17 protein-coding genes are annotated in these 17659 nt (G+C 63.6%); 9 read left to right on the forward strand and 8 right to left on the reverse strand.

Annotated features, from left to right (window positions below; genetic code table 11):
- Nucleotides 1-20 precede the first annotated feature (20 nt).
- A complete protein-coding gene (locus O148_RS0105580) occupies nt 21-1301 on the reverse strand; it encodes an alpha-L-fucosidase (protein WP_026530126.1) in 1281 nt (426 codons plus the stop codon).
- A 380-nt stretch (nt 1302-1681) separates the two neighbouring features.
- Here O148_RS0105580 and O148_RS0105585 point away from each other — a divergent pair, with 380 nt between their 5' ends.
- From O148_RS0105585 to O148_RS0105600, 4 genes are read left to right on the forward strand one after another with little or no spacing between them, the layout of a single operon-like run.
- The gene (locus tag O148_RS0105585; RefSeq protein ID WP_026530127.1) at nt 1682-2116 is read left to right on the forward strand and encodes a hypothetical protein; all 435 of its coding nucleotides are present in this window, start codon (nt 1682-1684) and stop codon (nt 2114-2116) included.
- A gap of 3 nt (nt 2117-2119) precedes the next feature.
- The gene (locus tag O148_RS0105590) at nt 2120-2548 is read left to right on the forward strand and encodes a hypothetical protein (RefSeq protein WP_026530128.1); all 429 of its coding nucleotides are present in this window, start codon (nt 2120-2122) and stop codon (nt 2546-2548) included.
- A gap of 6 nt (nt 2549-2554) precedes the next feature.
- On the forward strand, nt 2555-3028 hold the full coding sequence (locus O148_RS0105595; protein WP_026530129.1) for a hypothetical protein: 474 nt from the start codon (nt 2555-2557) through the stop codon (nt 3026-3028).
- Nucleotides 3028-3237 carry a helix-turn-helix transcriptional regulator gene (locus tag O148_RS0105600; protein WP_026530130.1) on the forward strand — a complete coding sequence of 70 codons (210 nt, stop codon included), beginning with the start codon at nt 3028-3030 and terminating at the stop codon, nt 3235-3237. Before O148_RS0105595 ends, O148_RS0105600 begins: the two co-directional genes overlap by 1 nt.
- 223 nt (nt 3238-3460) lie before the next feature.
- On the opposite strand, the gene O148_RS0105605 is transcribed toward O148_RS0105600, so the two are convergent.
- From O148_RS0105605 to O148_RS0105615, 3 genes are read right to left on the reverse strand one after another with little or no spacing between them, the layout of a single operon-like run.
- Nucleotides 3461-3721, reverse strand: a complete 261-nt coding sequence (locus O148_RS0105605; protein ID WP_026530131.1) for a glutaredoxin family protein — start codon at nt 3719-3721, stop codon at nt 3461-3463.
- Nucleotides 3722-3731: 10 nt separating this feature from the next.
- A complete protein-coding gene (locus tag O148_RS15040; protein ID WP_084157106.1) occupies nt 3732-5123 on the reverse strand; it encodes an alpha/beta fold hydrolase in 1392 nt (463 codons plus the stop codon).
- Complete coding sequence (locus tag O148_RS0105615) at nt 5120-6235, reverse strand: LacI family DNA-binding transcriptional regulator (protein ID WP_026530132.1); 1116 nt, start codon at nt 6233-6235, stop codon at nt 5120-5122. The genes O148_RS15040 and O148_RS0105615 overlap by 4 nt, the downstream gene beginning before the upstream one ends.
- Before the next feature lie 206 nt (nt 6236-6441).
- Here O148_RS0105615 and O148_RS0105620 point away from each other — a divergent pair, with 206 nt between their 5' ends.
- From O148_RS0105620 to O148_RS15050, 4 genes are all read left to right on the forward strand, one after another.
- Nucleotides 6442-7554 carry an alpha/beta hydrolase gene (locus O148_RS0105620; RefSeq protein WP_026530133.1) on the forward strand — a complete coding sequence of 371 codons (1113 nt, stop codon included), beginning with the start codon at nt 6442-6444 and terminating at the stop codon, nt 7552-7554.
- A complete protein-coding gene (locus tag O148_RS15045; RefSeq protein WP_157374514.1) occupies nt 7526-8710 on the forward strand; it encodes an alpha/beta hydrolase fold domain-containing protein in 1185 nt (394 codons plus the stop codon). The genes O148_RS0105620 and O148_RS15045 overlap by 29 nt, the downstream gene beginning before the upstream one ends.
- Before the next feature lie 47 nt (nt 8711-8757).
- Nucleotides 8758-10044 (forward strand): MFS transporter, encoded by a 1287-nt coding sequence (locus O148_RS0105630; RefSeq protein ID WP_169737506.1) that lies wholly within the window; start codon nt 8758-8760, stop codon nt 10042-10044.
- A gap of 169 nt (nt 10045-10213) precedes the next feature.
- The gene (locus tag O148_RS15050) at nt 10214-11800 is read left to right on the forward strand and encodes an MFS transporter (protein ID WP_420805751.1); all 1587 of its coding nucleotides are present in this window, start codon (nt 10214-10216) and stop codon (nt 11798-11800) included.
- 158 nt (nt 11801-11958) lie between these two features.
- Here O148_RS15050 and O148_RS0105640 read toward each other — a convergent pair whose 3' ends face one another.
- Nucleotides 11959-12717 (reverse strand): DeoR/GlpR family DNA-binding transcription regulator, encoded by a 759-nt coding sequence (locus tag O148_RS0105640; RefSeq protein ID WP_026530135.1) that lies wholly within the window; start codon nt 12715-12717, stop codon nt 11959-11961.
- A 35-nt stretch (nt 12718-12752) separates the two neighbouring features.
- Between O148_RS0105640 and O148_RS0105645 the strand changes: the two genes are divergently transcribed.
- A complete protein-coding gene (locus tag O148_RS0105645; RefSeq protein WP_169737507.1) occupies nt 12753-13985 on the forward strand; it encodes an MFS transporter in 1233 nt (410 codons plus the stop codon).
- Nucleotides 13986-14049: 64 nt separating this feature from the next.
- On the opposite strand, the gene O148_RS0105650 is transcribed toward O148_RS0105645, so the two are convergent.
- The 3 genes from O148_RS0105650 to O148_RS0105660 all read right to left on the reverse strand — a co-directional run bounded on the left by O148_RS0105650 (nt 14050) and on the right by O148_RS0105660 (nt 17596).
- A complete protein-coding gene (locus O148_RS0105650) occupies nt 14050-15105 on the reverse strand; it encodes a zinc-binding dehydrogenase (protein ID WP_026530137.1) in 1056 nt (351 codons plus the stop codon).
- 62 nt (nt 15106-15167) lie between these two features.
- The gene (locus O148_RS16990; protein WP_051619892.1) at nt 15168-16028 is read right to left on the reverse strand and encodes a hypothetical protein; all 861 of its coding nucleotides are present in this window, start codon (nt 16026-16028) and stop codon (nt 15168-15170) included.
- Nucleotides 16025-17596, reverse strand: coding sequence for a hypothetical protein (locus O148_RS0105660; RefSeq protein WP_026530138.1), 1572 nt, complete (start codon nt 17594-17596; stop codon nt 16025-16027). The genes O148_RS16990 and O148_RS0105660 overlap by 4 nt, the downstream gene beginning before the upstream one ends.
- Nucleotides 17597-17659: the final 63 nt, after the last annotated feature.

The raw sequence follows: 17659 nt of genomic DNA on the forward strand, positions 1-17659 counted from the left end.
GGCTCACGGAAGTTCCGCCGCTACTCCTTCAAGAACAGCTCTATCACCGGCACCGCCACCTCGGGCGCTCGCACCGGCAAGTCCAAGGTCAGCGTCCCGGCGGGCTGCGACCCCGGTGTGGTGTTCACGGCTTCTTGGCCCGGCTTCGCCCCGCGGAACTTAATCTCGGAGGCGTCGTTGAGCAGTTGCGCGTATTCGACCTTCCCATCGAGGTCCGGTAAGTGCAGATGCCCAAAGGGCCAGGCGAGCACGTGCACGTAAAGCCGGTTGCCGCGCTGCGTGTACCGCACGTCCTGCGGCGGCGTGTACTCCGAGGGACCCGCCCCGTAAATGGAGCGGCTGTGCAGACGCATCCATTCACCGATCCCATCCAGGGTCTCAATGTCAATGCCGTCAATGTACCCGCGCCCGGTCGGCCCGACGTTCAGTAGCAGATTCCCGTCCTTGGACACCCCATCGATCAGCATTCCCAAGAGCATCGGCACGCTCTTGTAGTTGTAGTTGTCGCGGTAGTATCCCCAACTGCCATTGAGTGTTTGGCAAGCTTCCCACGCAAGGGAAGTGCCGTCGTCGTTCTTCAGGGCGGAGGCCGGCTGGTACTGTTCCGGGGTCACAAAGTCTCCCGGGATTTCTAGGCGGTCGTTGACCACGATGCCCGGCTGCAGCTCGCGGACCATGGCGAGCAGCTCCTCGCTGCCCCACTCCTCGGCGCCCTTGCCCTCGGCGATGCCATCGGGGTTGTTGGCCTTGTAAGAGAAGTCGAAGAAGAGGTAGTCGATCTGGCCGTAGTCGGTGAGCAACTCGCGGACCTGACCGTGCAGATAGTCGCGGTAACGGGCGAGGTCCTTGCCTTCATCCAGCTTGTCGCGGTCGGGGTGGTTGCGCTGCGGGTGCACGCCGTCGATCGTGAAATCGGGGTGGTGCCAGTCGATGAGCGAGTGGTAGAAACCGACCTTGAGCCCGGCCTCGCGCACGGCATCGACGTACTCGCGGACCAGGTCGCGACCGATCGGCGTGTTCGTGACCTTGTATTCGGTCAGAGCGGAATCCCAGAGGCAAAACCCCTCGTGATGCTTGGTGGTCAGGACCATGTACTTCATGCCGGCTTTCTTCGCGGCCGCCGCCCATTCGCGCGGGTTGTAGAGGTCCGGGTCGAAGTGGTCGAAGTACTTTTGGTAGTCCTCGTCGGTGATTTCCTCGCGGTTCTTCACCCATTCGTGGCGCGCGGGCAGGGCGTACAGGCCCCAGTGGATGAACATGCCGAAACGGGCTTCGGTGAACCAGGGCGCTTGATCGAGCATCGATACTCCAGTAGTCAGATGGTTTTGCGCGGTCAGTGTCTACTTTTCCGTCTTTTGCGCAGCGATGCAAGCGATTCATCCGACCTTTCTCCCCGTCTACGTAGCGCGACACGCCGATGTTTCCGCGTTTCCCTCGGCGTGTCGCGCTACATAGATGCGGGTTGGGTCACCGAGCGCTTGGCCACCCTTCTTAATGACGACGGCGATGCTCACCTCGCAAGCCCCGCCTCACCTCGCCGTCGGGTCACCACGGCCTTCACCGCCCACCGCCCGCACGAATCAAGCGCCGAGACGACGAAGGGGTTGGCAGGATGGGGTGCTCGATGTAAAGTGAGCTTTACTACTCGATGTCAAGGTCGCTTTACATAGGAGTGAGGCTCATGTTGATGAAGTACCGGTGGTGGATCCTCTCATTCTTGTTTCTTGCCACCCTCGCCGCGAGCTTCGTTTTGTTTGGCTTCACGAAAAGCGCCCAGACCACCTCCGAGGCCAATGCATTTCTCATCGCGCAAATTGCCGTAATGACCATTGGCGGACTGGGAGTCAATCGGTTCGCCGCCTGGACGCGCGAAAAACGGGGACAGGCCTCGCCGGAATCGATCGAGTCGCAAGCAGCGCTCCAGGCAAAAGCAACAACGCTCGATGACGCCCCCATCTTCTTCGCGATCCCGTTTCTGACGGCACTTGCCGGAAATTCGAGCGAAACGATTGCCTATGTCATTGTCGGGTGCACCCTGTTGCTCTACCTCAATTACGGCTTGCGCTACTGGCTGGCCAAACGAAAGCTCGGCATCGGGCTCATGGAAGGGCTGTAGATAATGAGCGCGAAATTGCAACAACGTCTCTTGCTTGGGGCCGGAATCCTCTGCCTCTGCCTGATGCCGCCACTCATATTCTGGACGCTTACCGCCTCGACTTCGGGCGACAAGGTGCTGAGCTTCTGCCTGCTCACGGTGACCTTTATTGTGGGCGGTGTTTCTTGGTCACAATGGGAGGTGAGCCGCAAGCGCAACAAGGGCCCTCACAATGAAGAGTCTGTCGAATACCAATCCCTGCTTTTGTCACGCGCGCGAGCTTTTCCCCACGTCTACGTCGCTGCAACGCTTATGTTCTTTTCGATTGTCGTGTTAACAGATCAATACTCGGTCCGCATGGCTTGCAACCTTCTGTTTATTTATGCCTTGGTCGCGCTTGGTGTCACGCAGTTCACCGCACGGAAAAGTCTCGGCGCGGACACGAGACTGTGAACCACCATGAGTGAACAGATCCCCCCGAATCCAGGGCGCACCCGGCCCTCACGCCCGGGCCGCCTGCGCATCGAGTTGGCCTCGATTGCCGGGTTCGCGGCCACCTGGCTACTGGCAAATTACTTCTTCGCGAACTGGCAGAGTGCTCCAGAAAACAACCAAGCCAAACCGGTCTGGGGCATCCTCTACTTCGTGTGCGTCCTTGGCGGCCTCGGCGCGATCATTAAGCTCCGCGAGCGCGCGTTTGCCAAGCAGCGCAAATCCTCGCCCGAATCCGTCGAGTTCATTGCCATGCAACGCGCCCGGTCCGCCGCCTTCCCGGACATCGCCATCGCCATGATCGCCGTCATGGGCGCCGCTCCGCTCAACCTGAGCTTGCTCACCACGAATCTGATCGTGCTCGCGACCTTCGTGGCACTCGCCATCGACGTGAGAATCCGCCGCGACCGCGAACTCGACCGACTCCTGGGCCAAAACTAGTGCGCAACCGCTTAGCCGAACTGCGCCAGGAACGCGGCCAGTCTCAGGAAGACCTCGCCGCGGTACTCGGCGTCTCACGCCAAACGATCATCGCGATCGAGCGCGGCAAATTCAACCCCAGTCTCCCGCTCGCCTTCAAAATCGCGGCGACCTTCCGCACCCCGATCGAGCACATCTTTTTCCCGGACGAGGATCCTCCCGCGCCCTAAACCAGGCACCGAGTCGGCACGTTTTCCGCTATAGAGAGTGCCTATAGCGGAAAACGTGCCGACTCGGCGATAGGGGTGGGCGCCCAGGTGAGGTTCGACGGCGGTGCGTTGCCTTAAGAAGGCAACGCACCGCCGTCGTAATTCACTAGGCAAAAACCCCGCGGGTGAACCATCTATGTAGCACGACACGCCGAGGAATCGGCGAAAACCTCGGCGTGTCGCGCTACATAGACGTGGAGAGGCGGGCCTTGAGGTCCGCGTCGCTCGGCTCCACCAAGTGCGAACCGTCCGGGAACACGATCACCGGGATGTTGGTGCGGCCGGAGATTGCGCGCGCCCGGTCGGCGCCGTCCTCGACGGTTTCCAGGTCAACGTAGTCGTAGTCCACGCCCTCGCGATCGAGCAGCGCCTTGGAGCGGCGGCAGTCGATGCACCACTGGGCGCCGAACATCAAGATTTTGTCTGGTTGTGCGTCAGTTGCCATAGCTCTAAGCCTAGCCCTTTGCTCCGGCATCGCCAGCTGAGTCCGGCCGCACCGCCGCCAGCATTTGCCCCAGGAGCAGCGCCCCATCCTCGCGCAGCCCGTTGTGTTGGTAGCGGTCCGTCTCGATCACTTGCGCCCCGCGCACCAGCCCGGCCGTCTCGACCGAACCCGAGCGCGGAACAAACATGTCATCGGTATACACCACACCGACCACCGGCACCGCATTTGACGCCAACGCCGCCACATCATAGAGCGGCCCCCAATCCTCACGGGTAGCCAAGTGCTCGGCGACCTCCGCCAGCGGCACGAGCGCGGGATCCTGCGCAAACTGCCAGGGGTAAATCATCTCTCCGGTCAACAGCGGCTCCGACGCATCCGCCGCGAAATCCGGCAACTCCGCGCGCACCCGGGCGGCCGCCCAATTCGTCGCCGCGCCGGGCCCGTTCGCGTAAATCGACTCGTGCATGAGCCCGTAGAGCGGATGCGACGCCAGAGACACAATCCGCCCGAGCCCCTCCAAAAACGCCGCCGCGAGCCGCTGCCCATCGGCGGTCTCAACAAATGCGCCCTCCAGCAGGTAATGCAACTCGTGGAACCCAGTCGAAGACCCCAAAATGATTCCGACCGTGAGCACGCGCTCCGGCGTCAGCCGCTCGCCGGTCGGCAATTCTTCGGCGACCTCCGCCACATGCCGCACCACCTCGCGCAGGCGCTCGGCATCTTCCGGGTAGGTTTCAAAAAACAGAGAATTACGACGGCGCGTGGCCGCGTAGGTCTCCCGGTACACCTTCTCCGCGGGCCAGGTAATAGCAGCCAAGCCTCCGGTGATCAGGCTCGCCTCCAAACCTTCGGGGTGCAGTGAAAGATAGGTGAGAGTGCAGAAGCCGCCATAGCTTTGGCCAAGACTCGTCCAGGGCCGTTCCCCGCCACGGGAGGCAGGCAGCGCGCGGCGCAAGGTTTCGGCGTCGCGGACAATATTGTCGGCGCGAAAGTGCGTGCAGTAATCCGAGCGCTCCGCCACCGAACCGGCCGGCATTGTTTGTGCCGTCAGCGGAGTCGACAATCCGGTGCCGCGCTGATCGAGTAACACGACCCGGAATTCCTCCATGGCCCGCTTGAGCCAGCCGCCAAGCACCGTGGGCCGATCGGCGCCCGAACCGGGACCTCCCTGCAGGTACACCAAATACGGGTAGTCTTCCGCCTCGGCGCGATCGGTGGATAACTCTCGTGCAAACACTTCGATGGATCCCGCCTCGGGCGCGGCGTAATCGAGCGGCGCGTCGAAGCGGTGCTCGCGGACAATCAGATCTTCGCCTTCGCTTTCGCGCCGACGAATCTCCGTGGTGCGCAGCTCAACTGCGGGTAACGGGTGCTGGGGCAACGGCGTGGAGGGGGTATTCATGACTTCTTTCTGCGAGACGGGACAGGGGAGGGAGAAACGGGCATTGGACTCTGCCCGGTAGTAGTGCGGATCACCAATTCGGGCTCCAGCATGATGCGTTGGGTGACAGACCGCCCGGCACCCAACATGCCCTGGAGCAATTCGGCTGCCACCCGTCCGCTCTCTTCAAACGGTTGGCGCACGGTGGTGAGGCCGAGCGCTTGGGCGAGGGCGCCGTCGTCATACCCCGCGAGCGAAACGTCCTCCGGCACCCGCACCCCGTGCGCACCAAGCGCGGATAGGAGCATCGCGGCGAGCTCGTCATGGTGGGCAAATGCGGCGGTGACATCGGGGTTTTCGCGAAAGAACGCCGCGGCGGCGGCGAAGCTGGCTGGGTCGTCGCGGTCAACTTCCAGCAGCGTGAGATCGCCGAAACGGCGGGGGGATTCCTGGGTTGCAAGCAGCTCACGCACGTGCTCCACCGTGATGGGCGGGACATTGAGAGCGCTCGCGAGCCCGGTCATCCGATCCATTCCGGCCGAAACATAGTTGAGCGACTGTTGATGCGGATGCACGTAGGCAATGCGCCGATGGCCGAGCCCCACCAAATGCTCGGCAAGCGCTTTCGCCCCGGCGTGATCGTCAATCAGCACCGTGGGATTCGCACCGAATTGGGTGTCCACCGCGACCAGCGGCGGCCCCCAGCTGCGCAGCTTCTCGCTGATGCCCTCGGCCAGCGGCACGCCCATCACGATCACGCCGTCGACATTTGCGCGCACCGGCAGTGCGGACAGGAGCGGCTCGTCGGCGGCTTCGGCGGCTGGAAGATCGTGAACCATGACGTCCGCCCCGGTGCCCTGCAGTTGCCCAACGATCCCGTTGAGCCGCCGGGCAAAGGAGGGGTGCGTGGAAAACGGCGCGGCAACCAGGACTCCGGCGACGTGCCCGCCGCGCGTCTGGCCATCCTGCGAGAGCGGTCGATAGCCCAATTCGCGGGCAGCCTCGATGATGCGGGCGCGCGTCGCGGTGCTCACCCGTTCGGGGTGATTGATCGCCAGCGACACCGTGGAAATGCTCACACCGGCGCGCTCGGCCACCGCATAAATGCTCGCACGCATGCCCGTCGACTTCACTCAGCCGATATTACCCGCGAGCGCCGACACTGATTCCCCGCCCGGCGAATTTTCGCCAAACCCTTGCGTGTTAACCGAAGCGGCGCTAGGTTTAAAGAACTTTTATCGAAGTTCTTCGACGACTCCTCCAAGTCATCGATTGCCCCGGGATTGAAGGACGTGTCAGTGTCGATCACGCACACCGCAACCGCAAAGGGCCGCGCGCGATGAGCGCCGACCTCCGCCGCGTGGTCAGCGCCCCCACACGCCGTTGGCTGGACGCGGTTTCCGATGTCACCGCCTTGGTAGGCGCGCCGCGCAATGACTCATGGGATGAACGACGGCGCGTGGCCACCTCGATTGCCGACACGCTGGCTACCGCATTTGCTCGCCCGGCGCCGGCCGGGGTCGAGCGGTTCGCGATCGAGTTACCTCTTTCGGGCGGCCTGAGCGCCCAGGTCTTTCGGCCCACCAAAGCGACGGGTGCGCTCCCCACGCAACTGTATCTGCACGGTGGCGGGTTCCTCTTCGGTTCCGAAAATGAACTCTGGAACTCGCGCATTCTGTCCGAGCGCGCGCGGTATTCGGGCGTACAAATCATCTCCTTGGGTTACCGGCTGGCGCCGGAACACCCCTATCCGGCGGCGCAGCTGGATGTACTGGCGGCATTGCGGCACCTGGTGGAGAACGCCGAGGAGTACCACGTCGATCCGAGCCGTCTGGGTGTCGGTGGGAACTCCGCTGGAGGCAGTATCGTCGCCGGGGCAATGCTGCGGTTGCGGGATGAGAACCGTCGAACGCGGCACGAGTCGGCATTGCGCCGCGCCGACCTTCAACTCGCAGACGCCGCACCCTTGCAAACCCGCTCCGGTGACCCCTTTTCCGGTGAGTTGCGGCAGGGAAGCGGGGAACTCGTCGTCGTGCATCAATTGCTGGAAGTGACGCCCGCCGATTTTGATCTCGAGGCGCCTCGGGTGGCTCAGCTGCTGGAACTCACCGGGGAGGACGGTGTCGCGGAGTTGGTGCGCGCGTATACCGAAGACGGGCGGGCGGCCGATCAATACTTGGAGCCCGGGCTCGCGCCGGATGTGTCGGGGCTGCCGCCCGCGCTGATCATGGTCGCGGAGTTTGATCCGATGCGGTTTTCCGCCGAGTCCTATGCGAAGCGGCTGGCCGCGGCGGGAGTGGGTGCGCAGGTCCATGTGGGGGCGGGTATGGTGCATGGCTCGGTGTCGACGACGGCTGTTGATCCGGCCGCGCGGCTGTGGCAGCAAGTAGTGGTGGATTCGATGGCGGAGGTGTATCGAAGTGGTGTCCAAAATTCGAGCATTCCTGGGTAGGCTGAACCTCGGGCGCAGGGGGTTGCGCGCGCTGGTGTGGGCGCGCAAGACGGTGCCGAGCAGGGCGCCGGCGCGCGGGGCGCTGGATCCGGTGGTCGATCAGTTCTTGAGCGCGCGGATGAAGGAGCGGCTAGGTGGGGGCCCTGGCGGCACGGGCGAGCAGCCGCCGTCCGCGTGGGATGCGCCCAACCCGGATATGGAAGCCGTGCGGCGCGAAGCGCTCGCCGCGGATACCGAGATTTTTGCGTTGCAGAATACGCCGATGCCTGCGGTGGACATCGCGGAAGAGACGGTGTCCGTGCCGGGCTTTCCGGATGTGCGGGTGCGGCTGTACCGGCCGCTGGGTGCTGCCGGGGATGCCGGGGGTGCTGGCACCGCCGGGGGCGCAAGGCTGCCGGTGCTCGTACAGTTTTACGGCGGGGCGTTTCGGCAAGGCGGCTACGACTACCCGAACTTTGACTATGTGTATCGGTCCCGGGCCGCCGACGCCGGAATTGTGGTGGCCGCGGTCGATTATGCGCGGGCACCCGAGCACCGCTTTCCCACCCCGGTGCGCCAAGGTGCCGCGGTGTTGCGGTGGCTGTTTGCCGAGGCGGATCGCTTGGGAGTGGACCCGTGTCGCGTCGCCGTGGGCGGCCAGTCCGCGGGTGGAAACATCGCCGCAAGCGTGGTAAATACTCTGGCCGCCAGTGACGCCGGGCCCCGCGTGCGGATGCAAGTTCTCGAGGTTCCGCTTTTGGATCTCAGCGATCGACACAAGGACTTTGGCGCCGTGGCGGCCCTAGGCGTTCCGGCGGGTCTGCTTCGGACCGAGCGCAAAAAGGTGGCCTCGATGTATATGGGGACGCTCAGCTCGCGCGCGCTGGCGGATCCAGAGGCCTCGCCGCTTCGCAATACGAACCTGTGGAATGTCCCGGAGACGTACCTGTTCATGGCCGCAAATGACGCGCTGCGCGGGGACGGTCAAGCCTATCTGGAACGGTTGCGCGCCGCGGGTGTTCCGGCGGCAGGATTCCTGGCTTTGGGACAAACGCACGAGAGCATGTCCTTCACCGGATGGACCGCCGCCGCGCGCGGGTGGCAGGCGGCGGTGATCGGGATTCTCCGCACCCTGCACAATGACCCGCAACCATACAGCGCGCCCCCGCAAGAATGAGGGCGCGCCAAGATTCAACAATTTCGCATGAGACAACGAGGTCACCGATGACACATCCAGTGCAATTGAGCGCGGAAGAGGCGGCGCGTAGCGAGTCCGGCACGCATCGCCATGCCGCCAAGCAGGGGCGTCTTTTCCTGCCCTCGCTCATTCTCGGCTGGTTTGGCATCACGCTGGCGCTGTTGACCGCCGGAAGCGTCGCCATTCCTAAGGTGCTTGCGTTCTTCCGTGAGCCGACGAAGGACAATGATTTGGCGCTCATCACCGGCATTGGCGGGATTGTGGTCATGGTGATCACCCCGCTCTTTGGCAGGTTGAGCGACCGGACCTCGAGCCGCTGGGGGATACGCAAGCCGTGGCTCGCGGTTGGTACCGCGGTGGGGTTTATTGGAGTTCTGGGGCTCGCGTTCACCACGTCGCTGTGGATGATTGTCGCGTTTTGGTGCTTGGCGCAGATCGGTTTTGGCGCGACGAACATGGTGGTGCACGCGCTCTTGGCGGACCAGATTCCCACCCGGATACGCGGCCGGGTGGCTGCGGCGACCGGTGTGTCCACCGGGATTGCCACCATCACCGGGGCGGCCATCGTCGCGGCGCTGCCCAATGATCAACAGTGGAGCTGGTTCATTGTCCCCGGCATGATCGGCAGTCTGTTGTGTTTGACGCTGTTGTTTGCGCTGAAGGACATCCGTTTGCAGGAGCCCCCGGAGCCCATGAATTGGCGGGTAATTCTCTCGTCCTATTGGCTCAACCCGGTGATTTACCGCGACTTTGCCTGGGCGTGGCTGTGCAGGATGCTCGTGACCATGTCGATCGTGTCCGTCTCGATCTTCCTGCTGTTCTTCATCATTGACCAGCTCGGCATCCCGCGCGAAGTCGCCTCCGGTGTGCAAGCGCAAGCCCTCCTGTATTTCTTCGTCGGCAACGTGGTCATGGCGATAGTGTGCGGCTGGCTGTCCGATCGCCTCGGACGGCGGAAGCCCTTTGTCATCCTCGCTTGCCTCGTAACCGCCGCCGGCCTGATCCTCGCCATGACCACGCGGGACATGAACATTTTCATGATCGCGATCCTCATTGTCGGCTCCGGTCAGGGCGCGTACATTTCGGTCGATGTCGCGCTCATGACCGAGGTCCTCCCCAACTTCGACAACGCCGGCAAAGACCTCGGAATTGTGGCGCTTTCCTACCAACTGCCGCAGGTTCTGGTGCCGCTGACCGCCGTGCCGATTCTGGCCATTGGCGGCGGCGACAACTACGGGGCGCTGTTCGGGTTCGCGACCATCCTCGCGGTCCTCGGCGGCCTTTCGGTGATCCCAATCAAGAAGGTCCGCTAAGCCGGTGCGGCGCTGGGGGCGGGGCGCGGGGCGCCTAAGTAGCCCCGCACCACGGTGAGGTACGACGGCGAGTCCCCGACACGCCGTCGAACCTCACCTTCTTAACTGCTCGCCCCCACCTTGCCGCCACCAAATTAGACATTTGTCGACTCGGCGCTATGCTTGAAGGTTGTGTCCTAAGGCAACCAACTCGGAAGCGAGCGAGACAATTAACAGCCAGCAGAGTTCCCCCACAACAACGACTGCTAACCCAAAACACCACAAAAAGGTCTTTAAACGCCGCCGCCTCAAGGTCGATGACGTCACCGTCGTCGAGCGGCCAATGCTCAAGAAAGCCATCGGCGGAACCGTTGTCGGCAACCTCATGGAGTGGTACGACATCGGCATCTACGGCTACCTCTCGGTCATCATCGGGCGCGTGTTTTTGCCCGAAGCCTCCGCCGCCGGCCAGAATCTCTTCGCCCTCGGCGTCTTCGCGGTCACCTTTGTCGCCCGGCCGCTCGGCGGCATTGTGCTCGGCCAACTCGGAGACCGGATGGGCCGCCAAAAGATCCTGGCGTTCACGCTCCTGATGATGGCGACCGCCACCTTCTTGATCGGCATCTTGCCGGATTACTCCGTCATGGGCATTTGGGCGCCGATCTCCCTGATCGTCCTGAAACTTGTCCAAGGTTTTTCCACCGGCGGCGAATACGCCGGTGCCACGACGTTCATCACGGAGTATGCACCCGACAAACGTCGCACGTTCTTCGCCTCACTCCTGGATCTCGGCTCCTATATGGGGTTCGCGATCGGTGCCGCTTTCGTCTCGGTTCTGCAGCTCACCTTGAGCACCGAAGTGATGGAGGGTTTCGCCTGGCGCATCCCGTTCCTCGTGGCACTCCCGCTTGGCGCGATCGCCATTTACTTCCGCCTCAAGATTGAGGACACTCCGGCGTTCCAAGAGGCTCAGGACGCCGCCGAGAGCGCTGCGAAGGCCGCCAGCGAGAATCCGGACGCGCCCAAGGGGGTCGTCCAGCTGGTCAAGTCATACTGGCGCGAACTGCTCACCGCGTTCGTGCTGGTTTCCGCCGCGAACACGGTTGGCTACGCGGTCACCACCTACATGCCGACCTACCTCACCACCACGCTGAACTATGACCCGGTCCACGGCAACCTCCTGACCCTCCCTGTCCTCGTCGGCATGGCGCTCGCCCTGCCGCTCGCCGGAAAATTTGCGGACCGCACCGGCCGGAAGATTGCGCTGTTTATCGGTTCGATCTCCGCGATTGTGCTCGCCGTGCCCGCATTCCTGCTGATGATGCACGGCCAAATTTGGTCGACGCTGCTCGGCCTGATCCTGCTCGCCATCCCGGTCATCTTCTACGTGCCGAACCTCGCCGCCGCACTCCCCTCGCTCTTCCCGACCGAGTCGCGGTACGGCGGCATGGGCATCTCCTACAATCTCGCCGTCGCGATTTTCGCGGGCACCGCGCCGTTCATCATGGAGGCGCTCGTGACCTTCACCGGCCAGCCGCTCGCCCCGGCGTTCTGGGTCATGGGCACCTCGGTTGCCGGCCTGATTGCCGCGATTTTCGTGCGCGAATCGGCTCGCCGCCCCATGCCCGGCGCCATGCCCTCGGTCGCGACCGAGGCCGAGGCCAAGGAGCTTGTAGCGACCCAGGACGCAAACCCCGACCTGGACATCGACGAGCTCTTCCCCGAAAACGCGCTCGCCGCGAATCCCGAGCCCGGAACTAGTACGGCCAAGGTGTAGCCTTTCGACGCTCGGGCGGGGCGCCTCAGTAGCCCATTGCCAAGGTGAGGTTCGACGGCGAGTCCCCGACACGCCGTCGAACCTCACCTTCGTAACCCCCTCGCCAGGGCCTGCGGGCGCGGCTCGACCGGCTCAAATTTGCACCGGACCGCACACGGTTACACCTGCGTGACCTCGATTCCGAGCGCTCGATACTCGGTCAGGATGTCTGTCGGGGCGTCGCGCGTGGTGACGAGGTGGGTGAGCGCGTCGATTGGGGCGATTTCGAACGGCGAGGTGCGCTCGAGTTTGTCCGCTGTGGCAACGAGGATGGCGCGTCCGGACTGGCCGAGCGCGGCCTGTTTGAGCAGCGCGTCCTCCTTGCCGGTGGACGTCAGCCCGTGCGCCGGGTGCGCGGAGCAGGAGCTCATGATGTACGTGTCGGCGCGGAATTCGCGGACCGATTCGACCGCCGCGGCGCCGTAGTAGGCAAGCGAGTCGGTTTCGATCGGGCCGCCGGGCGTGACGACCTCGGCACCGGCACGGCCGGCGATCGCGGCCGCAGCGTGCAGCGAGAGCGGGAGCACGGTGAGCGGGCGGCCGGCGAGTTCCTGTGCGACGGCCAGGCACGTGGTTCCGTTGTCGATGATGAGCGCTTCGTGATCCTGAATGAGCGCGGCAACGGCCCCGGCGAGCTGCACTTTGGTGCCGTGGTGGGCCTCGGCGCGGGCCGCGAACGGCATCGGTGTCCCGCGCTGACTGGCCCGTACCGCCGCCCCGTGTGCGCGGGCGATCAGTCCCTGCGATTCCAGTTGCGTCAGGTCGCGCCGGATGGTGATCGCGGAGACGCCGGTCAGTTCGCTCAGTCCCTCGACGCTCACGCGTCCTTGGGTATTTACCGCGGAGATGATCGTTTTCAGCCGAAGTGATCGTTGCATCTGATCATTAAAGCAAATACGGTCAACGGATGCTCATGAAACACCCCACCAAGGCTCGCGCGCGGCTCGGCGTCTCGCTCATGTTTTTCAGCAACGGCGCCCTGTTTTCCGCGCTTCTTCCGCGGTATCCGGAAATCAAGGACGCCTTTGGGCTAGACAACGCGCAGTTTGGGCTGCTGGTGATCGCATTCCCGCTCGGCGCGATCGCTGCGGCCAGTTTAGGGGCACCGCTGGTGCGGCGCTTCGGGGCGCGGACCGTGGTTGCGGTGGGCTCGGCGTTGCTCGCGGCGGCGCTTGCAGTGGCGGCATTTTCACCGGTGGTGGGGCTGTTTGCGGTCGCGATGGTGCTCGCCGGACTTCTCGACGCCGTGGTCGACGCCGCCCAGAATATCCAGGGCGTTGCGGTGGAATCCTGGGTCGGCAAATCGATCCTCAATTCGCTGCACGCGCTCTGGAGTCTCGGCGCTGCGACCGGCGGCGCGCTGGGCGCCTGGGCGGCGGCGATCGGCATGCCGCTCGGCACGCAAATGCTCATTAATGGGGCGGTATGGGTGGCTGTCGCGGGGCTCGGTAGCGCGCTGTCCGCAGTCCCCGTCCGCGCGCCGGCAGCCCGCCTTGCCGAGCCGGGGGCACTGAAGCACGACGGCGACTCCCGCACTCCCGCACACACCTCGCCTTCTTCGCGGGTCCGGATCCCGGGTTCTGCGTGGCGGCTGCTCCTGCCCTTGATTCTGCTGGCGATTAGCGGCACCGTCATTGAAGACGTGGCGAATAACTGGGCGGTGCTGTACCTGGCTCGCGAGACCGATGCGGCACCGTTCATCGCGGGCCTGGGACTGTCGGTGGTGCTTGGGTCGCAGTTCGTGGGGCGGCTGTTGGGCGATCCGTTGACCGACCGGTTTGGCCGCGAACGCGTCGCCGGCGCGGGCGGGGTACTCATTGTGGTCGGCGTGGCTCTGGTGGTCGTGAGTCCGGTATATGTCCCGGTGCTGATTGGCTATGCGCTGCTCGGGTTCGGGTGTGCGACTCTGGTCCCTGCAGCCTTCGCGGCGGCCGGTCGCGTGCCGGGCTTGCGCGAGGGGACCGGGATCGCGATCCTGGGGTGGCTTATGCGGCTCGGGTTTTTGGTGACATCTCCGGCCGTTGGTGCGGTCTCGGAAGTTGCCGGGTTGCGCGTGGCGTTCCTGATTCCGTTGGTCGGCGGCGTCGTCGCAGTGGCGATCGCGTGGCACCTCTCCCGCCCCTCCCCCCACCCCCGGCAAATTTAAGCGTCAAACTCACGTTTCAGCGCCGTAGATGACGCTGAAACGTGAGTTTGACGCTTAAATTTGCTTAGGGGAAGGTGAGTTGGACCTTGAGGGACTCGCGCTGGTCCATCGCACGGTAACCGTCCGGGGCGTCCTCGATGCCGATCGAGCGGTCAAAGACGCGACCGGGATGCGCGCTACCGTTCAGAATTGCTGGAAGCAGCCGATCGATGTATGCGCGCACCGGTGCCACACCCCCGGTCATGGTGCCGTTTTTCCAGAACAGCGTGTCAAAGCCTTCGGGAGCCCCCTTGAACTGCGGCACACCAACGCGGCTGAAGGTTCCGCCCGGTCGCAGGATTTCAAGTCCGGTTGTGTACGCGTCTTCGTTGCCGACCGCCTCGATCACTACGTGTGTCCCGTCGCCGCCGGTCAGCTTCTTGACGTGCTCGACGCCCTCGGCACCGCGCTCGGGAACCACATGAGTCGCACCGAACTCTTTGCCGAGATTCGTGCGCGTTTGATGCCTGCCCATCAGGATTATCTGCTCGGCGCCCAATTGCGTCGCCGAGAGCACTGCCAAGAGCCCGACGGCACCGTCCCCAATCACCGTGACCGTTTTGCCCGGCGCTGCACCGCCCTTGTAGGCAGCGTGGAATCCGGTGCCATAGACGTCGGAGAGAGTCAGTAGGTCTGGGAGGAGCTTCGAGTCGCCGTCCACATGCACGCTTGCATTATTGGGCACCACGTACAGGGTGCCGTCGGCCTGGGGCACCCTGACGAACTCCGCTTGCCCGGCCGGACCGTCTTCACCGTATCCGCCGCCGTGACGGCAAGAGGTCTGCAATCCTTCTTGGCAAAATTCGCAAGTGCCGTCGCTGTATTTGAACGGCGCGATCACGAAGTCGCCCTTACGTACCCGTGACACGTCGCTTCCGATGTCCTCGACAACTCCAATAAATTCGTGGCCCATTCCACGGCCGGTCTCGCTCGGCTTCATACGGTGATACGGGTGCAGGTCCGACCCGCAAATGCAGGAGCGCACCACCCGGACAATGGCGTCGGTAGGGTTCTTGATTGCTGGCTCCGGTACGTCAATGACGCGCACGTCACCCGCCCCGTACATGTATACCGCTCGCATCAGCATCCTTTCGATCAGGTGGGTTCCCCTATAGTCCACTCAACGCGACGGGCCGGAAATGTTCAACCCTCTTCCAAGGCAAGGCGAATATCGTCCTCAAGTTTCGCATTGGCTTCCTGTGGCAACACCACGAGCCCCTCCACCTCCCGGTTCAGCCTTTGATAGGCGAGCCGACGTTCGGATGGCGTGGAGCTCGAGTCCTGGGCAATCGCAAGCATCGCGGCGGCACGTTCCAGAGACTTCAACTCCGCGGGTGTGTAGTTATTGCGCTTCACGCTTTTAGCGTTGAGTTCGGCCTGCTGGAAGGCGAGTTCAAAGGCGGCAACGGCGTCGCGGTAATCGCCCACGTCTGTAGAGTCCCGAAGTTCTTCGGCATCTTGCATCGCATTGATCATGTCCGACGTTTCCTTCACCCGCGGGTCCGCCATAGCCGGATAGTCAATCATGTAGGCCAAGTCGAGTTCATACCGGCGCCACTTTTTGAGGATGTCATCATGTTTTTGTCGGGCTCGGGCGCGAATTTGATCTGGGGTTTCGATACCGGAACCGTTACCAGCTCCGCCACCGATGATCGTGGACCCCGTCCGCGTTGAGCTCGACGCGGACCCCGGGTTTTCGGTGGATATAGTAGCCGCCGTCCCTCTGCCGTTCGGCTGGGCGGCACCGCTTGCGCGCGAGCCAGGCATCGCCGTCGCACTTCTCTTTCCGGAAGACCCGGTGCGGTAGAAAATCGCCACAAACATGGCCACAATGAGCGGGGATCGGAGCGGTTCGATGAAGATCGACCCGAGCAGTAGGCCGACCACCACGGTAGCGCGGGTGAGCCCGAGCAGCCGGTTTTTGGTCGCGGCGGGGACCGGCCGGTTGTCACGGCGGTTGATGATGAGGCGTTGCGAGAACGGCGGGCGTGGGGGCTTCGTCACGGTTTCGGCTTCCCGTCCAAGGTGTAGGAGAAGTCTCGCTCCTGGCCGTCCGGGGATTCCAGGTAGATGGTGGCGCCGGCGGGGCCGAACACAATTTGCATGCTGCGGCGCTCCTCAGGCGTGAAGTCGCCGAGTGGAAGGTTGCCGGGGTCGAAGGTTTCGAGGAGTTGGTCGCCTGCTGCCGGTGAGGCGCTGGGCGGCGGGGTGCTTACGGGCGCGTCGGTTGACGTCGAAAGGTTCCCGTCCGGAGAACCGGTGGCGGCGCAACCAAGGTCGTCGCAACTGAGCAAGACGGAGGAGTCCGACGCCAGCACATCGAAACTTTGCGGTCCCAGGCGGTAGACGTCGCTTGGGATCCCCTTAGCGGCTGCCGTGAACTTTTCCCAGGTTTGGCCGAGCAGGTCGGGGTCGAGGAGCGAGCGCATGTTCGTTTCCTCGCCACCGGGAGAGCGGGTCGACAAGAGCACTGCGGGCGAGTCGCCGCCGGGTGTGCGCACCGTGACCTCGCTCGAGCCGTATTCACTCTGGACGCCCAGGGTGATGAGCTTGGCGCCGGAGACAGAATCATTGGCGTCAACCCGGGCGTGATACGGCTTCGCGTCTTGGAGCGCTAAGGCATCAATCCCCTGCTGGAGCACATCTTGAACCCCCTCCGGGTTGAATTCGGAGTAGTCGCTGACCACAAACTTCTCGTCTTGATAGAGGGTGCGGCTCGGCGTGCGGGTGACCTCCGCATCGCGTTGATCGAGGCGAAGGTCGAGTTGATCAATCTGGCGAGGGTTGTTGGCTACCGGCACCTCCGCTGAGATCGACTGCGGGTAAATGCTGATGGGGCCAAATTCGTCGATGCCTGATCGCTCGCGCAACGTTGCGATCGCGTTGCCGATGCCTTCCGCGTTCAGCTCAATGTTCGCGTCAGCCGGGCGGCGCTCCTGAAAGGGCTGGTAAATGTTTAGGTCCCAGGCGGTGCCGATCATGCTCGCCGCGAGGGTCACCGAAAGCGTGACTGCGGCGTACTTGACGACTTGCCTTCGGCCCAAGACTTGCACCTGCTCGGGGGCGTCCAGGGTTTTGCTTTCGAGGTCTGCTTCCGGCACCGGATCGCGGTCCGGGTCGCGGCGAATCGGCACCACAAAGTTGTTGATGGTCGGGGAGATTGCGCACAGCCAATATTGGCCCGGAAGCGGAGGCTCTTCGCGGGGCGCGTCCAGCATGGCCTCGACTTGGCTGCCACCGTCTTCGGGTTGCAGGCGGAGGAGCCAACGGACCCACGAGTTGCCCACCGGCGCGTCCTTGCCTGGAATGCTCTCGGCGACGGCCACGGTGCGAACCACCAGAAGCGGGCGCACATCCTCTGTGCGGAGCAGGCGGCGGTACTCGCGTGGATCGTCGCGGTACAGGCTGGGAACCTGATTGCCATGGTAAATGATCCAGGACGCCAACCATCCGATAAGACCAACCGGAATGAGCCACGGCAGAAATCCCAGATCCCCCTCGCCGAGAAGAGTAATCGCGGAACCCACCACACCGCCAATGGTCAGGGCGATGGAGAGGGCAACGGCGATCACGGCTGGTCCCCTTCATTGGTGCGACTCGTGGCGGCGATGTGATGCAATGCTGGGATTATCCTA

This window comes from Haematomicrobium sanguinis DSM 21259, from assembly GCF_000688395.1.
In the GTDB taxonomy this organism is placed as follows: domain Bacteria; phylum Actinomycetota; class Actinomycetes; order Actinomycetales; family Micrococcaceae; genus Haematomicrobium; species Haematomicrobium sanguinis.